This is a genomic window from Tenacibaculum pacificus (assembly GCF_027941775.1).
Classification (GTDB): Bacteria; Bacteroidota; Bacteroidia; order Flavobacteriales; family Flavobacteriaceae; genus Polaribacter; species Polaribacter pacificus_A.
In genome coordinates, this window is sequence record NZ_CP115917.1 from 2467940 (window position 1) to 2483797 (window position 15858).

The window sequence follows — 15858 nt, forward strand, 5'->3', positions numbered from 1 at the left end:
CTCGCTTTTTTTATTTTTTCGAAAAGAAAAATAAAAAAGAGCTCAAACAATTGCTTCAATCGGGGCTAGAAATACATCTCTAATTGATAATATTATTTTTATATCAAAAAACTTCTTAACATTAATTAATCAATTTAAAAACTTTCTATATACACTAGAGCGCCTAAAAACTAAATTCATTAATTATTACTTATAGTTGTATTTACATTAAATTTAAAGAAACATCAGAGTTTTGCTCAAAATAAAAACAACTGATGAAAACATTACAAAAAATTATTTTAGGTACTACTTTAAGTGTTTTAGCTATAGGATGTCAAAATGATGATGACACTGTTAAAAAACAAATAGACACATCTGTAAACTTCAGTTATAAAACAAGTATAAAAATTGGTGGTGAAGGCGCTTCAGAAATTTCGGCTTTCGATAAGATATCGAAAAAATTATTTACGGTTAATGTTGAATCTAATGAGATATCAATAAATAACATTACAGATTTAAACAATCCTAAAAAAGAAAAAATAGACCTTACTACTTATGGTGCTCCAAATAGTGTTGCAGTACTTAACGGTCAATTAGCTGTTGCAGTTGAAGCATCAGTAAAACAAAACAACGGAAAAATTTTATTATTCAATACAGCAGATAATAAATTAATAAGTGAATTTACAGTAGGTGCTTTACCTGATATGGTGGCTTTTTCTCCTGATGGAAAAACAATTGTTTCTGCTAACGAAGGAGAACCTAATAGTGAGTACACAATTGACCCAAAAGGAACTATAAGTATTATTAATATCGAAAATAAAGAAGTTACTACTTTAAATTTTGATGCATTTAATTCTGATGAAAGTGCATTAGAAAAAGACGGATTTAGAGTTTTTGGTCCTGATGCTACTTTATCAGAAGATGTAGAACCTGAATATGTTGCTATTTCAGACGATTCTAAAACTGCTTGGATTTCTTTACAGGAAAACAACGGAATTGCAAAAGTAAACTTAGCTACAAAAACAATTGAAGCTATTTATCCTTTAGGATTTAAAGATTACAATCTTGCTGAAAACAGTATTGATGCTAGTGATAAAGATGATAAAAAAGAATTAAAAAAATGGCCTGTAAAAGGGATGTATCAGCCAGATGCTATTAAATATGCAAATATTAACGGTGTTGATTATATTTTCTCTGCAAACGAAGGAGATTCTAGAGATTATGACGGTTTTAGCGAAGAAGTTAGAATGGATGATTTAGTATTAGATGAAACTGTTTTTCCTATTTCTAAGGACTATTTAAATGAGGTAAACTTAGGAAGATTAAAAACTACAACTACTTTAGGTGATACTAATAACGATGGAAAAGTAGAAACTTTATATAGTTATGGAGCTCGTTCTTTTAGTGTTTGGTCAGGTGATAGCGGTACACTTTTATACGATAGTGGTAATAATATCGCTACCGAAACATTAAACGCTACTTTAGATAGATTTAATGATAACGATAAAAGAAGTGATGATAAAGGTGCTGAACCAGAAAGTGTAGAAATTTTAAATATCGGAAATGAGCGTTATATTTTATTTGTTGGTTTAGAAAGAAACGATCAAGTTATGGTTTATGATGTAACAAATCCTACTGCTCCTGTATTTTTAGATATTTTATCTCATACTGGTGATGAAGGTCCTGAAGGTTTATTAGCTATATCTGCTGAAGATAGCCCAACAGGAAAAGCTTTATTAGTAGTTTCTAATGAAGATAGTGGAACTGTAACATTCTACGAAAACAAATAATATTTAGTGTTTTTAGACAAAAAAGCTCAACTTATTAAAATAAGTTGAGCTTTTTATTTTTTATAAATAATACTAAGCTAATACCCCTGCTCCACTTGCTGTAACAGTTCTATCAATTTTACGCATTAAACCTTGTAAAACTTTACCTGGTCCAACTTCAATAAATTCAGTTCCTCCATCGGCAACCATTGCTTGAATACATTGCGTCCATCTTACTGGTGCAGTTAATTGTGCTATTAAATTTTCTTTAATCTCTTCAGGATTAGTAACCGCTTTTGCAACTACATTCTGATATACAGGGCAAGTTGGCTGACTAAAAGTAGTTTCTTCAATTGCTTTTGCTAATTCCTCACGAGCTGGTTCCATCATTGGTGAATGAAATGCACCTCCAACAGGTAAAATAATGGCTCTTTTTGCGCCTTTTTCAGTTAATACTTCACACGCTTTTTCAATTGCTTCTACTTCTCCTGAAATTACTAATTGACCAGGACAGTTGTAATTTGCAGCAACTACAACGCCATCAATTTCGGCACAAGTATCTTCAACAATTTTATCTTCTAAACCTAAAACAGCTGCCATTGTTGATGGCTTAATTTCACAAGCCTTTTGCATTGCCAAAGCACGTTTAGAAACTAAAGTTAATCCATCTTCAAAAGATAAAACTCCGTTTGCTACTAATGCAGATAATTCACCTAATGAATGTCCTGCAACCATTTCAGGTTTAAAATCGTCTCCTAAAACTTTAGCTAAAATTACAGAATGTAAGAATATAGCTGGCTGAGTTACCTTTGTTTGCTTTAATTCCTCAGGTGTACCTTCAAACATTACGTCTGTAATACTGAAACCTAATATATCGTTTGCTTTTTCAAATAATTCTTGGGCTACGGGTGATTTTTCATATAAATCTAATCCCATTCCTGTAAATTGCGCTCCTTGACCTGGAAAAATATATGCTTTCATCTTTAATTTATTATTAATAAAAAAATGTAAATTGAAATAATTACATTCTTTAATTGTTATTTTTTGTTTGTTATGTATTGCAAACATACACATTTTTAGATTCATTATTAATTCGAAAAATGGTTCTATAACTGATGAATTTAAAAATAAAACAACATTTTTATTCCTTTTAAAAAAAAAGAATATTAACGATTTTGTAAAAGATTTAAAAAGTATGTAAATATGCCTAGCCCCGATTGAAGCATTTGTTTGAGCTCTTTTTTATTTTTCTTTTCGAAAAAATAAAAAAAGCGAGTGCGGAAAGCGGGAAATTGCTTCAAAAAAAAAATACTTCCTAGTTTTACACTACTATTTTATCGTTTATTATTGTACTTTGGTTTTGAAGAAAAATCAATTAAAAGTTGGCTAATAAAAACCTACTTTTGAAACTCAAAAAAAATTATGATAAGCAAATCTTTTTATCGATTATTTAAAAATTATTTTTCAATATCAGAAGAATTCTCAATTAATTTAAATTTAATTGCAAACTTGCTTATTATTGCAATTTTAGGGTATATTTTTTATAAAGCATTTCGATATTTTGGAACTAAATTTATAAAAAAATTAGTATCAAAAACAACAACAAATTTTGATGATTTTTTATTAAATAATCGAGTATTTTTAAATATTTCTAGAATTTTTGTTTTTCTGTTTTTATACTCGTTACTCACTCCTCTTTTAGTTGATTTTCCTAATCTATTAAATTACGGACATCGATTTATCAATCTAATTATTTTATTTTCGATTATCTGGTTTATCAGAAGCATTTTATTAACAATTAAAGATTTTTTAAGAACTTTAACCGCTTTTAAAGACAAACCTTTAGAAAGTTATGTTCAAATTTTTATGATTGTTTTATGGATTATAGGTTTTATAATTTCTTTTTCAATTATTACAGGTAAACCACTAATTCGTTTTTTAACCGCTTTAGGAGCTTTTTCTGCTGTTTTATTACTTATTTTTAAAGATACTATTTTAGGTTTTGTAGCAAGTATTCAAATAACGGTAAACGATACCGTACGTTTAAATGATTGGATTACCATCGACAAATACAATGCCGATGGAAACGTAACAGCCATAAATTTAGCCTCGGTAATTGTACAAAATTTTGATAATACAGTAACAAGTATTCCTACGTATTCTTTAATTTCTGAATCGTTTAAAAACTGGCGTGCGATGGATAATTCTGGCGGACGTAGAATAAAACGCTCGGTACTTATAAAATCGAATAGTATTCATTTTTTAACAGATGAAGACATTGAAAACTATAAAAAAATAAGCTTATTAACCGATTATGTTACCACAGCTTATGAAAATGTAAAAGCCCATAATTTGGAAAATAACATTGATAAATCAATATTAATTAACGGGCGAAACTTGACAAATTTTGGAATGTTTAGAAAATATTTAGACGAATATTTAAAACAACATCCGAAGATAAATCAAGAATTATTATTTATGTCTCGTCAGTTACAACCTACCGAAAACGGAATTCCGTTAGAAATTTACGCCTTTTGTAAAAATAAATCGTGGGTAGCTTATGAAAGAGACATGGCTGATATTTTTGACCATATTTTGGCAAGTATAAAATATTTTAACTTAGAAATTTTTGAAAATCCGACAGGAACAGATATTATCAATTTAAAAAATAACTAATAACATTGAGCTCTAAAAAACCAAATTCGTTATGGCAATTAGCCATTCAAAAATTTAAACAAAGTAAAATAGGTTTATCTAGCTTTTGGTTTATTATTTTCTGTGGATTAATTGCTGTTTTTTGCTATGTAATTGCTCCTGATAATAGTAATTCGGCAAACCAAATGCATTTAGAAATACATTCTAAAGCTCCTGGTTTTTCAGTATTGATGCTTAGTATTCCGTCAAAATCAAAAGAAAAACAATCGTGGTTTTCGGTTTTTGTGGATGGAAAAAAAAATGTTTCTACAGAAATCTCTATAAAATCATATGCAATAAAAGAGCATCAATTAGAGGTTTTAAAATATTCGGATGGTTTATCAAAAGCATATCCGCTGTCTTTATTTAAAAATCAACCTAAAAAATATATTCAACAAAAAACATTTTGGTTTGGAACAGATAAATATGGACGAGATTTATTAAGTCGCTTATTAATTGGAGCACGAATTTCTTTTTTCATCGGATTTATAGCTGTTTTTATATCGCTTTTAATCGGAATTCCTATTGGTGCAATTGCAGGTTATTTTGGTGGGAAAATCGATAATTTTATTATGTGGATTATCAATATTACTTGGTCTATTCCTACTTTATTATTGGTAATAGCCATCACTTTAGCTTTAGGAAAAGGATTTTGGCAAGTGTTTATCGCCGTAGGCTTAACGATGTGGGTGGAAGTTGCTCGTGTAGTGCGTGGGCAAGTAATTACAACCAAACAACAACAATATGTAGAAGCCGCAAAAGCTTTAGGTTTTTCTGATTTTAGAATTATTTTCAAACATATTTTACCTAATATTTTAGCTCCGATAATTGTAATATCTGCGGCTAATTTTGCAGCTGCAATTTTAATTGAAAGTGGCTTAAGTTTTTTAGGAATTGGAGCACAACCTCCTACTCCATCTTGGGGAGCTATGATTAAAAATCATTATAATTATATCATTTTAGGAAAACCTTTTTTAGCCTTAATTCCTGGATTGGCAATTATGAGTTTAGTAATGGCTTTTATGCTAATAGGAAATACACTTCGTGATGCTTTAGATGTAAAATCTTAATTTAAGAAACTTTATTTTGTACTTTCGTTTTCCTTAAAAAAAATACAAATGAGTTTTAGTGTACCTTTTAAAACAAGATGGGCAGATTTTGATGCCAATATACATATGCGACACACCGCATACAATGATTATGCAGCCGAAGTAAGATTACGTTTTTTTAAAGAACATAATATTACTATTCAAGATTTTACAAATGAAAAAACAGGTCCTATTTTATTTGAAGAAAATACCAAATTTTTAAGTGAAATTCATATGGGGACAGATATTACTGTCAATTTAAAAATAATAGGACTATCAAATAAAGGCGAACGTTGGAAAATTCAACGTGAAGTTTTTAATGAAAACGGAAAATTATCAGCAATAATAACGGTTTACGGTGCTTGGCTAGATTTAGTAAAAAGAAAATTAACTGTTCCTCCTACTAAATTTCAAACAATATTTAATACCGTAGAAAAAACCGAAGATTTTAAAGAAATTATATTAAAAAATTAATGATTACATCAAAAAAAATAAAATTAATAGTTGGTATTATTGTACTTATTGCAGGATACTTTATTAATCAAAATCCTAATGATAATTCAATACAAATTGAATCAACAGACCAAATAAATATAGGCGATTTTAATTATTTACCAACCTCAACAACAGGAGTTATCGTAAAACATGATGGCTATCAATTATCTTATAATGAAAAACGTGAACAGGCAGAATGGGTGGCTTATTCATTAAGTAAAGAAGATATTCGTACAACTAAAATTAATAGACCTTATTTTATTAATGATCCGAAAGTAAAAACAAGATCAGCTAATTATAAAAGCTATAAAAAATCGGGATATGACAAAGGTCATTTATGCCCTGCGGCAGATAAAAAACATTCGATAAAAGCATATAAAGAAACTTTTTACACTTCTAATATTTCTCCACAAAGACATAGTTTTAATGCAGGTATCTGGAGAAAATTAGAAGAAAAATCAAGATATTGGGCAAAGAAATATGACAAAATATACATTATTACAGGTGGAATTTTAAAAGATGATTTAAGAACCATCGGTCGTGATAAAGTTTCTATCCCTACTGAATTTTATAAAATAATATTAGATTATACAGGACCCGAAGTTAAAGCTATCGCTTTTTTAATACCTCATAAAAAAAGTACAAAACCATTATATGATTATGTTATTTCTATTGATGATTTAGAAGAAAAAACAGGTATTGATTTTTTTCCTGCCTTACCAGATGATATTGAAGAGAAACTAGAAAGTTCTAGTAATTACAAAGCTTGGAGCTTTAGATAATTTTTAAATTTATAGCATAAAAAAAGCTTCTCATAAATGAGAAGCTTTTTTGTACGGGCAAAGAGACTCGAACTCTCACACCTTGCGGCACCAGATCCTAAGTCTGGCGTGTCTACCAATTCCACCACACCCGCAGTTTATTGTGGGTGCAAATATAAACAATAGTTAGAAACTACAAAGCAGAAGCACATTTTTTTTATTATTTTTGTAATAGACTAAAAACAACACATGGAAAACGTTCAAGAATATATTGCTCAACATAAAGATAGATTTATAAATGAGCTTATCGATTTATTAAAAATACCATCAGTAAGTGCAGATCCTACTTATAAAAAAGATGTATTAAATACCGCTGATGTTGTTAAAAATAGTTTAGAAAAAGCTGGATGTGATAAAGTAGAAATTTGTGAAACTCCTGGCTATCCTATTATTTATGGTGAAAAAATAATTGACCCTACTTTACCTACTATTTTAATATATGGTCATTATGATGTACAACCTGCAGACCCTATTGAATTATGGACTTCACCGCCTTTTGAACCTGTTATTAAAAAAACAGATATTCATCCTGAAGGGGCAATTTTTGCTCGTGGTGCTTGTGATGATAAAGGGCAAATGTATATGCGTGTAAAAGCTTTAGAATACGTGACAAATACAGGTAACTTACCTTGTAATGTAAAATTTATGATTGAAGGTGAAGAAGAAGTTGGTTCTGAAAGCTTATCATGGTTTGTACCTAGAAATAAAGAAAAATTAGCAAACGACGTTATTTTAATTTCTGATACAGGAATGATAGCTAACGACATTCCATCAATAACAACAGGTTTACGTGGTTTAAGTTATGTTGAAGTAGAAATTACAGGACCAAATAGAGATTTACACTCTGGTTTATATGGTGGTACTGTTGCTAATCCTATTAATATTTTAACAAAAATGATTGCTTCATTACAAGATGAAAACAATCATATTACTATTCCTGGTTTTTACGATGATGTAGAAGAATTATCTCGTGAAGAACGTGATGAAATGGCAAAAGCTCCTTTTTCTGTTGATGCTTATAAAGATGCCTTAGATATTGATGATATTTATGGTGAAAAAGGATACACAACCAACGAACGTAATTCTATCAGACCAACATTAGATGTAAACGGAATTTGGGGTGGTTATACTGGTGAAGGTGCAAAAACAGTAATTGCATCTAAAGCATATGCTAAAATTTCAATGCGTTTAGTACCTAATCAAGATTGGAGAGCTATTACAGAATTATTTAAAAATCATTTTGAAAGCATCGCTCCAAAATCGGTAAAAGTAAAAGTTACTCCACATCACGGAGGACAAGCATACGTTACTCCTATTGATAATATCGGTTATAAAGCAGCAAGTAAAGCATATACCGAAACATTTGGTAAAACTCCTATTCCACAACGTAGCGGAGGAAGTATTCCTATTGTAGCTTTATTTGAAGAAGAATTAAAAAGTAAAAGTATTTTAATGGGATTCGGATTAAATTCTGATGCAATTCACTCACCAAACGAACATTTTGGAGTTTGGAATTACCTAAAAGGAATTGAAACAATTCCTTATTTTTATAAATATTTTACAGAATTATCTAAATAAATTCTTTAAAAAACTAATAAAATAGCCTTGAGTTTGAATCAAGGCTGTTTTTTATCAAAAAAAATATTTTATAAAACTATTGTATTAGATTCTTTAACTTTTCCAATAGTAAATGTACTATGTGTACTTCTTATATGTTTTAATACGGTTAATTTATTTACCATAAAATTACGATACTCATCCATATCTTTTACATATACTTTTAAAATATAATCGTATTCTCCACTTACATGAAAACACTCAGTTACCTCTTCTAGCTTATTTATTTCTCTTTCAAAAACAACAATATATTCTTTAGTATGCTTTTCTAGTTTTAAATGACAAAAAACTAAAAAATCTTTCCCTATTTTATTTTTATTTAATAAAGCTACATATTGTGTTATTACTTCTTCTCGTTCTAACTTTTTTATACGCTCATAAACAGCAGTTACCGAAAGTCCTAAATGTAAAGAAAGTTGTTTTGTTGTTTGTTTACTATCTTTTTGAAGTAATACTAAAAGTTTTTTATCTATCGAATCTAATTTCATCTGAAAAATTTTATACTTTTAAAACTAAGGTTCATCAAATTTAAAAAATTTATACACATAATCTTATAAAAAATTATCAAATGAATCCTTTTAATATTTTTAATATTACTTATTAAATAATACTAAAAAGAAAATAATATAATGATAATAAATAGAATCTGATAACTTTAAAAGTCTAATTGAGTATTTAAACACAAAAGAATTAAGAATTTTCACTTCGCTTAAAACTGACTTTTTACAATTAAAAAAAAAATATAATCATCTTTAATAAAAAATATCTTAATTAACGAACAATAAACTCATTTATAAATATCTATAAGTCAAGTATTATTACTATCAGAAAAATAAAATACTTTTAGTAAGGCGATATTATATAAACTATTTTACCATAAATAATAAGTTTAAAAAAGACTGAATATTTTTTTTACTAAACAAATGTTGTAAACTGATTCTACTTGTATAATTCTTTACAAAATCGTAACATTACATATCTAAAAAAATGACAAATGCAAGACGATAAAAACCTATCTGAAATTAAAATAAAAGACCAAAAAATTATTGATAATAAAGAATTAAGTATCTGGGAAGCCTTAATACCTGTATTTGCTTTAGTAATTATGTTAGCTTATAATGTTTTTATATATGGTGATGATGCTTTAAGTGGAAGTAATCAATTTATACTATTATTAGGAGGAGGTGTTGCAGCTATCGTAGGTTTTAAAAACAAAGTATCTTACGAAAGAATGATGGAAGAGGTTGCTGAAAATATAAAATCAACAGTAGGTGCTATTTTAATATTACTAATGGTTGGTTCTTTAGCGGGTACTTGGTTGATTAGTGGTATTATTCCATCCATGATTTATTATGGTTTACAGGTTTTAAATCCCACAATATTTTTAGTTGCTTGCTTAATTATAAGTGCTGTAATTTCTATTGCCACAGGAAGTTCTTGGACTACTTCTGCTACAGTAGGTATTGCATTAATTGGAATTGGTGAGGCTTTAGGTATTTCATTAGGAATGACTGCTGGAGCCGTTTTATCAGGAGCTTATTTTGGAGATAAAATGTCTCCAATGTCTGATACTACAAATTTAGCACCTGCAATGGCAGGAACAGATTTATTTACACATATACGCTATATGGCATATACCACAATACCTACCTTTGTAGTAAGTATAGTATTTTTTATCATTTTAGGTTTTACTCAAACAGCCACAGGAGAAGCTGATACTCAAGGTATGTTAATAGATATTAATAAAGCTTTTAATATTACTCCTTGGTTATTTTTAGTACCTGTATTTGTAATCATATTAATTATAAAAAAGACGCCACCCTTAATTGCTTTATTAGGAGGAACACTTTTAGGAGGTGTATTCGCTTTAATTTTTCAACCAGAAGTGGTGGCACAAATAGCTGGTGTAAAAGTATTAGATTTTAATGCTGCTTACAAAGGAATAATGCAAGCAATAACAGTTGAAACATCTGTTGCCACAGATAATGAAGTTTTAAAAGATTTATTTACTGCAGGAGGTATGAAAAAAATGTTAGGAACTGTTTGGTTAATTTTATTAGCAATGGTTTTTGGTGGAATTATGGATGCAATTGGAGCATTAGCAAGAATAAGTAGTTTTATGTTAGGTTTATTTGATTCAGTTTTTGGATTATTTGCAAGTACTGTAGCAACTTGTATTGGTTTAAACTTTACAGCATCTGATCAATACTTAGCAATTGTAGTTCCGGGTAAAATGTATGCAAAAGCATATAGAGACAAAGGATTAGCTCCTGAAAATTTAAGTAGAACTTTAGAAGATTCAGGAACGGTAACCTCTGTTTTAATTCCATGGAATACCTGTGGAGCTTATCATTCTGGAGTACTAGGAGTACCTGTTGTTGATTATGCTTTTTTTGCTATGTTTAACTGGCTAAGCCCGTTTATGACATTGCTTTTTGCTGCTTTTAGAATTAAAATTAGAGAAATATCAAAAAAATAATAAAAAGCCTCACTTTTAAACGTGAGGCTTTTTGATATGTAAAAAAGAAGCATCCCCCCGGATTGCTTCTTTTCAAAAGTAAGTTATATAAAACGATTAACTTATACTGTAAAAATAGTACGTTTTATCCTTCTTTTTAAAACTATTAGATGAATGGCAGTTTTTTAAAGATTAATTGCAAGACAAAGTTGTTTTAATTTTAAATTGATAAAAAAATAAAGGTTTATATTAGATAAACCAGTTCCAAACAACTCCAAAACGAATTGTAAAATCTCTATAAGGATTATTAGGAGTTGATAAATAATTCTTCTTTAAAACAAAAGAGCTCACATTATCTGCTTTAAAATAAATACGTGTTCTACGTACTCTTCCATTAAAAAATAAATCAACTGTTGGATAGCCTATTTCAGTATCATTTTGTAAAGTAAATTCCGCCAATAATGGATTATAAGCATTCGCTTTATATTTAGAAAAATTTTTAAACGTAGCCCCTATTTGTACAAATAACGGATTTCCTTTAAACCAATTATCAGAATAATAAATAGTATTTCTAGTTACAAAATCAGGTACTCTAAATACTGTATTTCCGTTTGCTACTTTTTGATACATTAATGTATTATCTAAAGCAAATTTACCAAGGCTAAATTCTTTTGATATTTTAGCTTTTAAATAATTTACATTTCCTGAAAATTGTTTTGGTAAACTATTAGCATCAAAATAAGTATAGTTATTAATATTTGTAACATCTACTGATGCATTTATCCATTTAGATTCAATTGTTCCTCCTAAATTTCTTGTTCCTACAGATGCAAAATTAGTTTCCCAATTATACTTATTGTAAGTACTTTGATGTAATAAAAAATTAAAATTTGGTAGTTTATTACTAATTTCTAAGTGTCCTTTTATAGTTACTATACTATCTTTTTTATAAGAAGCTATCGCCTTTAAATTACTTCCTGAAAATCTTCCATTACCTGGTGTTACGTTACTAGAAGCATCTATATAAAAGTTTTTTATTTTTCCTTTCCAATTAGCACCAAAAGAAACTGCTTTTCCTTTTAATTTATTTTTAGTAATTCCAACAACGTTATTTTGTAAATTTTCATAACCATAATTATAGGTTGTATAACCAGAATGTACTCTAAAAGTTCCTAGTACATATTTAGAATTAAAATCTAAAAACACATTATTATTATATAATAAAAAATTTGTTCTATCATTTACACTTCCTATTATAGGAGCTTCACCAAAAACCAAAGGAGTAACAGATGCTTGTTTAAAGTTATAATATTTAGAATCTCTTGTAAACGAGTGTCCAATTTTTAAATTAGAAAAATCTTTTTGATGTAAACTATCTTTTACTGATAGTAATTTAAAAGTATGTTCAAAATGCAATCGTTTTGCTTCTAAATTATTTTCTGTATCATTTAAATTAATATCTAACCTCCCTCTATTAGCGCTAAAATTAGAATCATTATTTAAAAAAGCTATTAAAGAATCACCTGTTAAACCGCCATTTTCTTGATTTAAAAAATCTTGATTAACAGCCTGTCCTCTTATTTCATATTGTCCCTTTGGGCTTTCGTAACTAAAACTAAGCCTAAAATTACCACTACTAGCCAATGAACGCCTGTAAGCACCTAATGAACGAAGTCCTTTATAAGCTATTCCTACATTAAATCGTTTTGAAAAATTAGTAGTAAATAACGTGTCTAAAACTTGTCCTTGTTGTAAACCTGTTCTGTACATCGCTTCAGTTGTGGGTGTTGGTACGTGATAGTAATCAACATCTTCAATTTCAAAATAATTAAATTGTTTGGCACGAAAACCAATATCAGGAAATTGAGAAATATCTGTAAAATTATAAGCTAAATTATTAAACGTTTGTCCTTGATTATGAAATTCTAATAATTCAAAATTATCTTTTCTTAAAGCATTAAATTTATAATGTTTTTTTAGAGTTAGTGTAGTATCAATAATTGTGGTATCATTTTTAAATGATATAATTTTATAGTCGGTATACTTTGTTTTTCCGCTAAGCTTTACACTAATTTCATTATCAGATATAGAGTCTAAATTTCTATTTAAACCTCCTTTATTTAATCCATTTCTCCCACCTTCAAACTGTCTTATTTGAGCATAAAACAATTGAGTACATAATAAACAAAAAAACACTACAAAAAATCTCTTCATAACTACAAAAGTAAAATAATTAAACGACAAAAATTGTGAATATTTTCTTTGAAAACTGTTAATTTGTAGCATGCTAAAATTAAATTATAGTCAATACAAATTAGAAACAGGAACGGATGAAGCTGGTAGAGGTTGCTTAAGTGGTCCTGTGGTAGCTGCTGCCGTTATTTTACCTGAAAATTTTAAACATGATTTGTTGAATGATTCCAAACAACTTTCAGAAAAAAAACGCCAAGAATTGCGCCCATATATTGAAAAATATGCCTTAGCGTATGGTGTTGCTTTTATCAGTCATCAAGAAGTTGATGAAATAAATGTTTTACAAGCCTCTATAACTGGTATGCATCGTGCTATTTCAAAACTTTCTATACAACCCAAATTTATTATTGTTGATGGAAATAAATTCAATCCTTATAAAGATATTCCGCGTGAAACAATTGTAAAAGGTGATGCCAAATTTATGAGTATTGCTGCGGCATCTGTTTTAGCAAAAACATATCGAGATGAATATATGGAGAAAATCCATAAAGAATATCCGCAATACAACTGGAAAAAAAACAAAGGATATCCTACAAAAGAGCATAGAAATGCTATTCGTGAGTTTGGTATAACTCCTTATCATAGAAAGACTTTTAAATTACTTCCCGAACAACTTAAATTAAAGCTTTAGTTTCTTTATTTTTGTCATCCAATAACTTAGAAGATGATTAAAAGAACACGTGCAGAAATTAGCAAATGTATTATTCATAAAGTTGCTAATAAGTATAATAGCGGTCAAAATGCTTTTTCAGAAAGTTTAGTTCGTTTTGATGAAGAAAGTTACGAATTACTGATGCCTTTTTTATTAAAAAACTTTGGAACAGTTACACAAAGTTATCGTTTTAAGCATCATGCTGATGTTCGTTTAAACGAAATTAACAAATATACTTCTGATATTTTTGACAATAATGAAACATTTATTGAGCATTCAAAAAATATTGTAAATCATTTATATGAGCAATCAAATTCTGCAAATATAAAAACTGGTGATGTACTTGTTGTTTATTTTGAAAACATCGAATATAAAGATATTCTTACAGATGCTGTTGGTGTTTTTAAAATTGAAAGTAAAGTAGATTTTTTACAAACTTATTTAGATGATGATAGTTTTGATGTAGTAGTTCAAAAAGGAATTTCAACTAAAAAATTAGACAAAGGATGTTTAATTGTAAATTCTACCGATGCAGAAGGAACTGTAATTTTATCTGTTGATAATAATAATTATGATGCCCAATATTGGATTAAAAATTTCTTAAACGCAAAATTTGCAGATGATAGAAACTTACATACTCAAAATTATTTAGAGATGTGTAAAGATTTTTCTGAAGAAATCATCAAACCTGAATTTGGTAAACAAGAACAAAGTAATTTCTTAGCCAGCACCGTTGATTATTTCAAAGAAAATGAAGATGTAGACTATCACAAATTTAAAGAAGAAGTTTTTGAAGATGATAAACATCAAGGAATGTTTGAAGACTACAAAAAACATTTTGAAAAGTTAAATGATGTTTTAATTCGTAATAACTTTGAAGTTTCTGATGTTGTTTTAAAGAAAGAAAAAAGCAAATTTAAAACTGAAATTAAATTAGATACCAATATTCAAATTAAAATTGATATTGATGCTCCTGATGCTTCTTCAGATTACTTAGAACAAGGTTATGACGAAGATAAAAAAATGAAATACTACAAAGTTTTTTACAATACTGAAAAATAATAAAACAAAAAAGCTGAAGATTAAATCTTCAGCTTTTTTGTTTTATTTTATAAAAACTTACTCTTTTTCAGACATTTTCTTTACATAATCAGTAATAATTACAATTTGAGTAGGTCCTACCTTACCTTCAATATAATTAGCATTTTTAATGGTCTAAAGAAATTCTTCGAACAGCTGTTCCTTGTTTAGCTACCGTGCTAGAACCTTTTACTTTTAAATCTTTAATTAATACAACAGAATCACCTGCTTGTAAAATAGCACCATTTGCATCTCTGTGAATAATTTTTTCACTTTCATCTAAATGGTCTCCACTTTCTTTAGCAAAACGTAAATCATCATCTTCTAAATATAACATATCAAGTAAATCTTGAGGCCAACCTTCGTTACGAAGTCTTGATAACATTCTCCAAGCAACTACTTTTACGGCTCTATATTCGCTCCACATACTATCATTTAAACAACGCCAGTAATTAGCATCTGTTTTTTCTGCGTCGTCAATTTGTTCAATACAAGTATTACAAGCTAATAAGCTTCCATCTACACCACCAATTTGCATTGGTTTTACTTCATAAATTGATAAATTTTCTTTTGAAGCACATAGTTCACATTGCTTTCCACTTCTATCTTCTAACTCTTGTAATAAACTCATTTTTTTACTATAAATTATGAGTTGTAAAAGTACATTATTATTTTATCTTATAGATTTAGAAAATTAATTATTAGATAGATAAAAGTCAAAATTTACACAAAAAAAACACATAAAATTAATCGTTAAAAATAAATTATCATTAAAATCACTTAATAATTTAGGCTTAAATTATAAACAATTTTAGATAATAAAAAAGAGTTTCAGTTTAAAAATCATTGTTTTTTCTAAAAAAACAACAATTAAATACAATAATTAGTTCGAAATCATCCAAATTACATGATTTAACACTTTTAATGTATTTAATCTAGATATATTTGTGAT

At 28.2% G+C, this 15858-nt stretch carries 12 protein-coding genes, 1 tRNA gene and 1 pseudogene; 9 read left to right on the forward strand and 5 right to left on the reverse strand.

Annotated features, from left to right (window positions below):
* The first annotated feature begins 254 nt into the window (after nt 1-254).
* Nucleotides 255-1769 carry a choice-of-anchor I family protein gene (locus tag PG913_RS11260; RefSeq protein ID WP_271230791.1) on the forward strand — a complete coding sequence of 505 codons (1515 nt, stop codon included), beginning with the start codon at nt 255-257 and terminating at the stop codon, nt 1767-1769.
* 72 nt (nt 1770-1841) lie between these two features.
* Here PG913_RS11260 and fabD read toward each other — a convergent pair whose 3' ends face one another.
* Nucleotides 1842-2729: an ACP S-malonyltransferase gene (fabD, locus tag PG913_RS11265; RefSeq protein ID WP_271230792.1), complete on the reverse strand. Its 888-nt coding sequence runs from the start codon at nt 2727-2729 to the stop codon at nt 1842-1844.
* A 441-nt stretch (nt 2730-3170) separates the two neighbouring features.
* On the opposite strand from fabD, the gene PG913_RS11270 reads away from it, so the two are divergent.
* Genes PG913_RS11270 through PG913_RS11285 form a run of 4 tightly spaced genes read left to right on the forward strand, consistent with a single transcriptional unit; the run spans nt 3171 to nt 6807 of the window.
* The gene (locus PG913_RS11270; protein WP_271230793.1) at nt 3171-4424 is read left to right on the forward strand and encodes a mechanosensitive ion channel family protein; all 1254 of its coding nucleotides are present in this window, start codon (nt 3171-3173) and stop codon (nt 4422-4424) included.
* Between the two features lie 5 nt (nt 4425-4429).
* A complete protein-coding gene (locus PG913_RS11275) occupies nt 4430-5512 on the forward strand; it encodes an ABC transporter permease (protein WP_271230794.1) in 1083 nt (360 codons plus the stop codon).
* 48 nt (nt 5513-5560) lie between these two features.
* Nucleotides 5561-6004: an acyl-CoA thioesterase gene (locus PG913_RS11280; protein WP_271230795.1), complete on the forward strand. Its 444-nt coding sequence runs from the start codon at nt 5561-5563 to the stop codon at nt 6002-6004.
* On the forward strand, nt 6004-6807 hold the full coding sequence (locus tag PG913_RS11285; protein WP_271230796.1) for a DNA/RNA non-specific endonuclease: 804 nt from the start codon (nt 6004-6006) through the stop codon (nt 6805-6807). Before PG913_RS11280 ends, PG913_RS11285 begins: the two co-directional genes overlap by 1 nt.
* A 52-nt stretch (nt 6808-6859) precedes the next feature.
* Here the strand turns inward: PG913_RS11285 and PG913_RS11290 are convergent.
* Nucleotides 6860-6941 (reverse strand) — tRNA-Leu (locus tag PG913_RS11290).
* A gap of 94 nt (nt 6942-7035) precedes the next feature.
* Here PG913_RS11290 and PG913_RS11295 point away from each other — a divergent pair.
* Complete coding sequence (locus tag PG913_RS11295; protein ID WP_271230797.1) at nt 7036-8424, forward strand: dipeptidase; 1389 nt, start codon at nt 7036-7038, stop codon at nt 8422-8424.
* Between the two features lie 68 nt (nt 8425-8492).
* Here PG913_RS11295 and PG913_RS11300 read toward each other — a convergent pair whose 3' ends face one another.
* Nucleotides 8493-8951 carry an Lrp/AsnC family transcriptional regulator gene (locus PG913_RS11300; RefSeq protein WP_271230798.1) on the reverse strand — a complete coding sequence of 153 codons (459 nt, stop codon included), beginning with the start codon at nt 8949-8951 and terminating at the stop codon, nt 8493-8495.
* 506 nt (nt 8952-9457) lie between these two features.
* Between PG913_RS11300 and nhaC the strand changes: the two genes are divergently transcribed.
* Nucleotides 9458-10942, forward strand: a complete 1485-nt coding sequence (gene nhaC / locus PG913_RS11305; protein WP_271230799.1) for a Na+/H+ antiporter NhaC — start codon at nt 9458-9460, stop codon at nt 10940-10942.
* Between the two features lie 228 nt (nt 10943-11170).
* Here the strand turns inward: nhaC and PG913_RS11310 are convergent, their stop codons facing one another.
* Nucleotides 11171-13135 (reverse strand): putative porin, encoded by a 1965-nt coding sequence (locus PG913_RS11310; protein ID WP_271230800.1) that lies wholly within the window; start codon nt 13133-13135, stop codon nt 11171-11173.
* Between the two features lie 70 nt (nt 13136-13205).
* Between PG913_RS11310 and PG913_RS11315 the strand changes: the two genes are divergently transcribed.
* Nucleotides 13206-13805 (forward strand): ribonuclease HII, encoded by a 600-nt coding sequence (locus PG913_RS11315; RefSeq protein WP_271230801.1) that lies wholly within the window; start codon nt 13206-13208, stop codon nt 13803-13805.
* A gap of 33 nt (nt 13806-13838) precedes the next feature.
* Nucleotides 13839-14888 (forward strand): nucleoid-associated protein, encoded by a 1050-nt coding sequence (locus tag PG913_RS11320; protein WP_101903232.1) that lies wholly within the window; start codon nt 13839-13841, stop codon nt 14886-14888.
* 57 nt (nt 14889-14945) lie between these two features.
* Here the strand turns inward: PG913_RS11320 and PG913_RS11325 are convergent.
* Nucleotides 14946-15537: pseudogene (locus PG913_RS11325) on the reverse strand (PhnA domain-containing protein).
* Nucleotides 15538-15858: the final 321 nt, after the last annotated feature.

Excerpts from the sequence above, each read along its gene's own strand:
- fabD (WP_271230792.1), bottom strand. The coding sequence starts at position 2,729 with ATGAAAGCATATATTTTTCCAGGTCAAGGAGCGCAATTTACAGGAATG.
- PG913_RS11320 (WP_101903232.1), top strand. The coding sequence starts at position 13,839 with ATGATTAAAAGAACACGTGCAGAAATTAGCAAATGTATTATTCATAAA.
- PG913_RS11285 (WP_271230796.1), top strand. The coding sequence starts at position 6,004 with ATGATTACATCAAAAAAAATAAAATTAATAGTTGGTATTATTGTACTT.
- PG913_RS11310 (WP_271230800.1), bottom strand. The coding sequence starts at position 13,135 with ATGAAGAGATTTTTTGTAGTGTTTTTTTGTTTATTATGTACTCAATTG.
- PG913_RS11315 (WP_271230801.1), top strand. The coding sequence starts at position 13,206 with ATGCTAAAATTAAATTATAGTCAATACAAATTAGAAACAGGAACGGAT.
- nhaC (WP_271230799.1), top strand. The coding sequence starts at position 9,458 with ATGCAAGACGATAAAAACCTATCTGAAATTAAAATAAAAGACCAAAAA.
- PG913_RS11280 (WP_271230795.1), top strand. The coding sequence starts at position 5,561 with ATGAGTTTTAGTGTACCTTTTAAAACAAGATGGGCAGATTTTGATGCC.
- PG913_RS11260 (WP_271230791.1), top strand. The coding sequence starts at position 255 with ATGAAAACATTACAAAAAATTATTTTAGGTACTACTTTAAGTGTTTTA.
- PG913_RS11300 (WP_271230798.1), bottom strand. The coding sequence starts at position 8,951 with ATGAAATTAGATTCGATAGATAAAAAACTTTTAGTATTACTTCAAAAA.
- PG913_RS11295 (WP_271230797.1), top strand. The coding sequence starts at position 7,036 with ATGGAAAACGTTCAAGAATATATTGCTCAACATAAAGATAGATTTATA.
- PG913_RS11270 (WP_271230793.1), top strand. The coding sequence starts at position 3,171 with ATGATAAGCAAATCTTTTTATCGATTATTTAAAAATTATTTTTCAATA.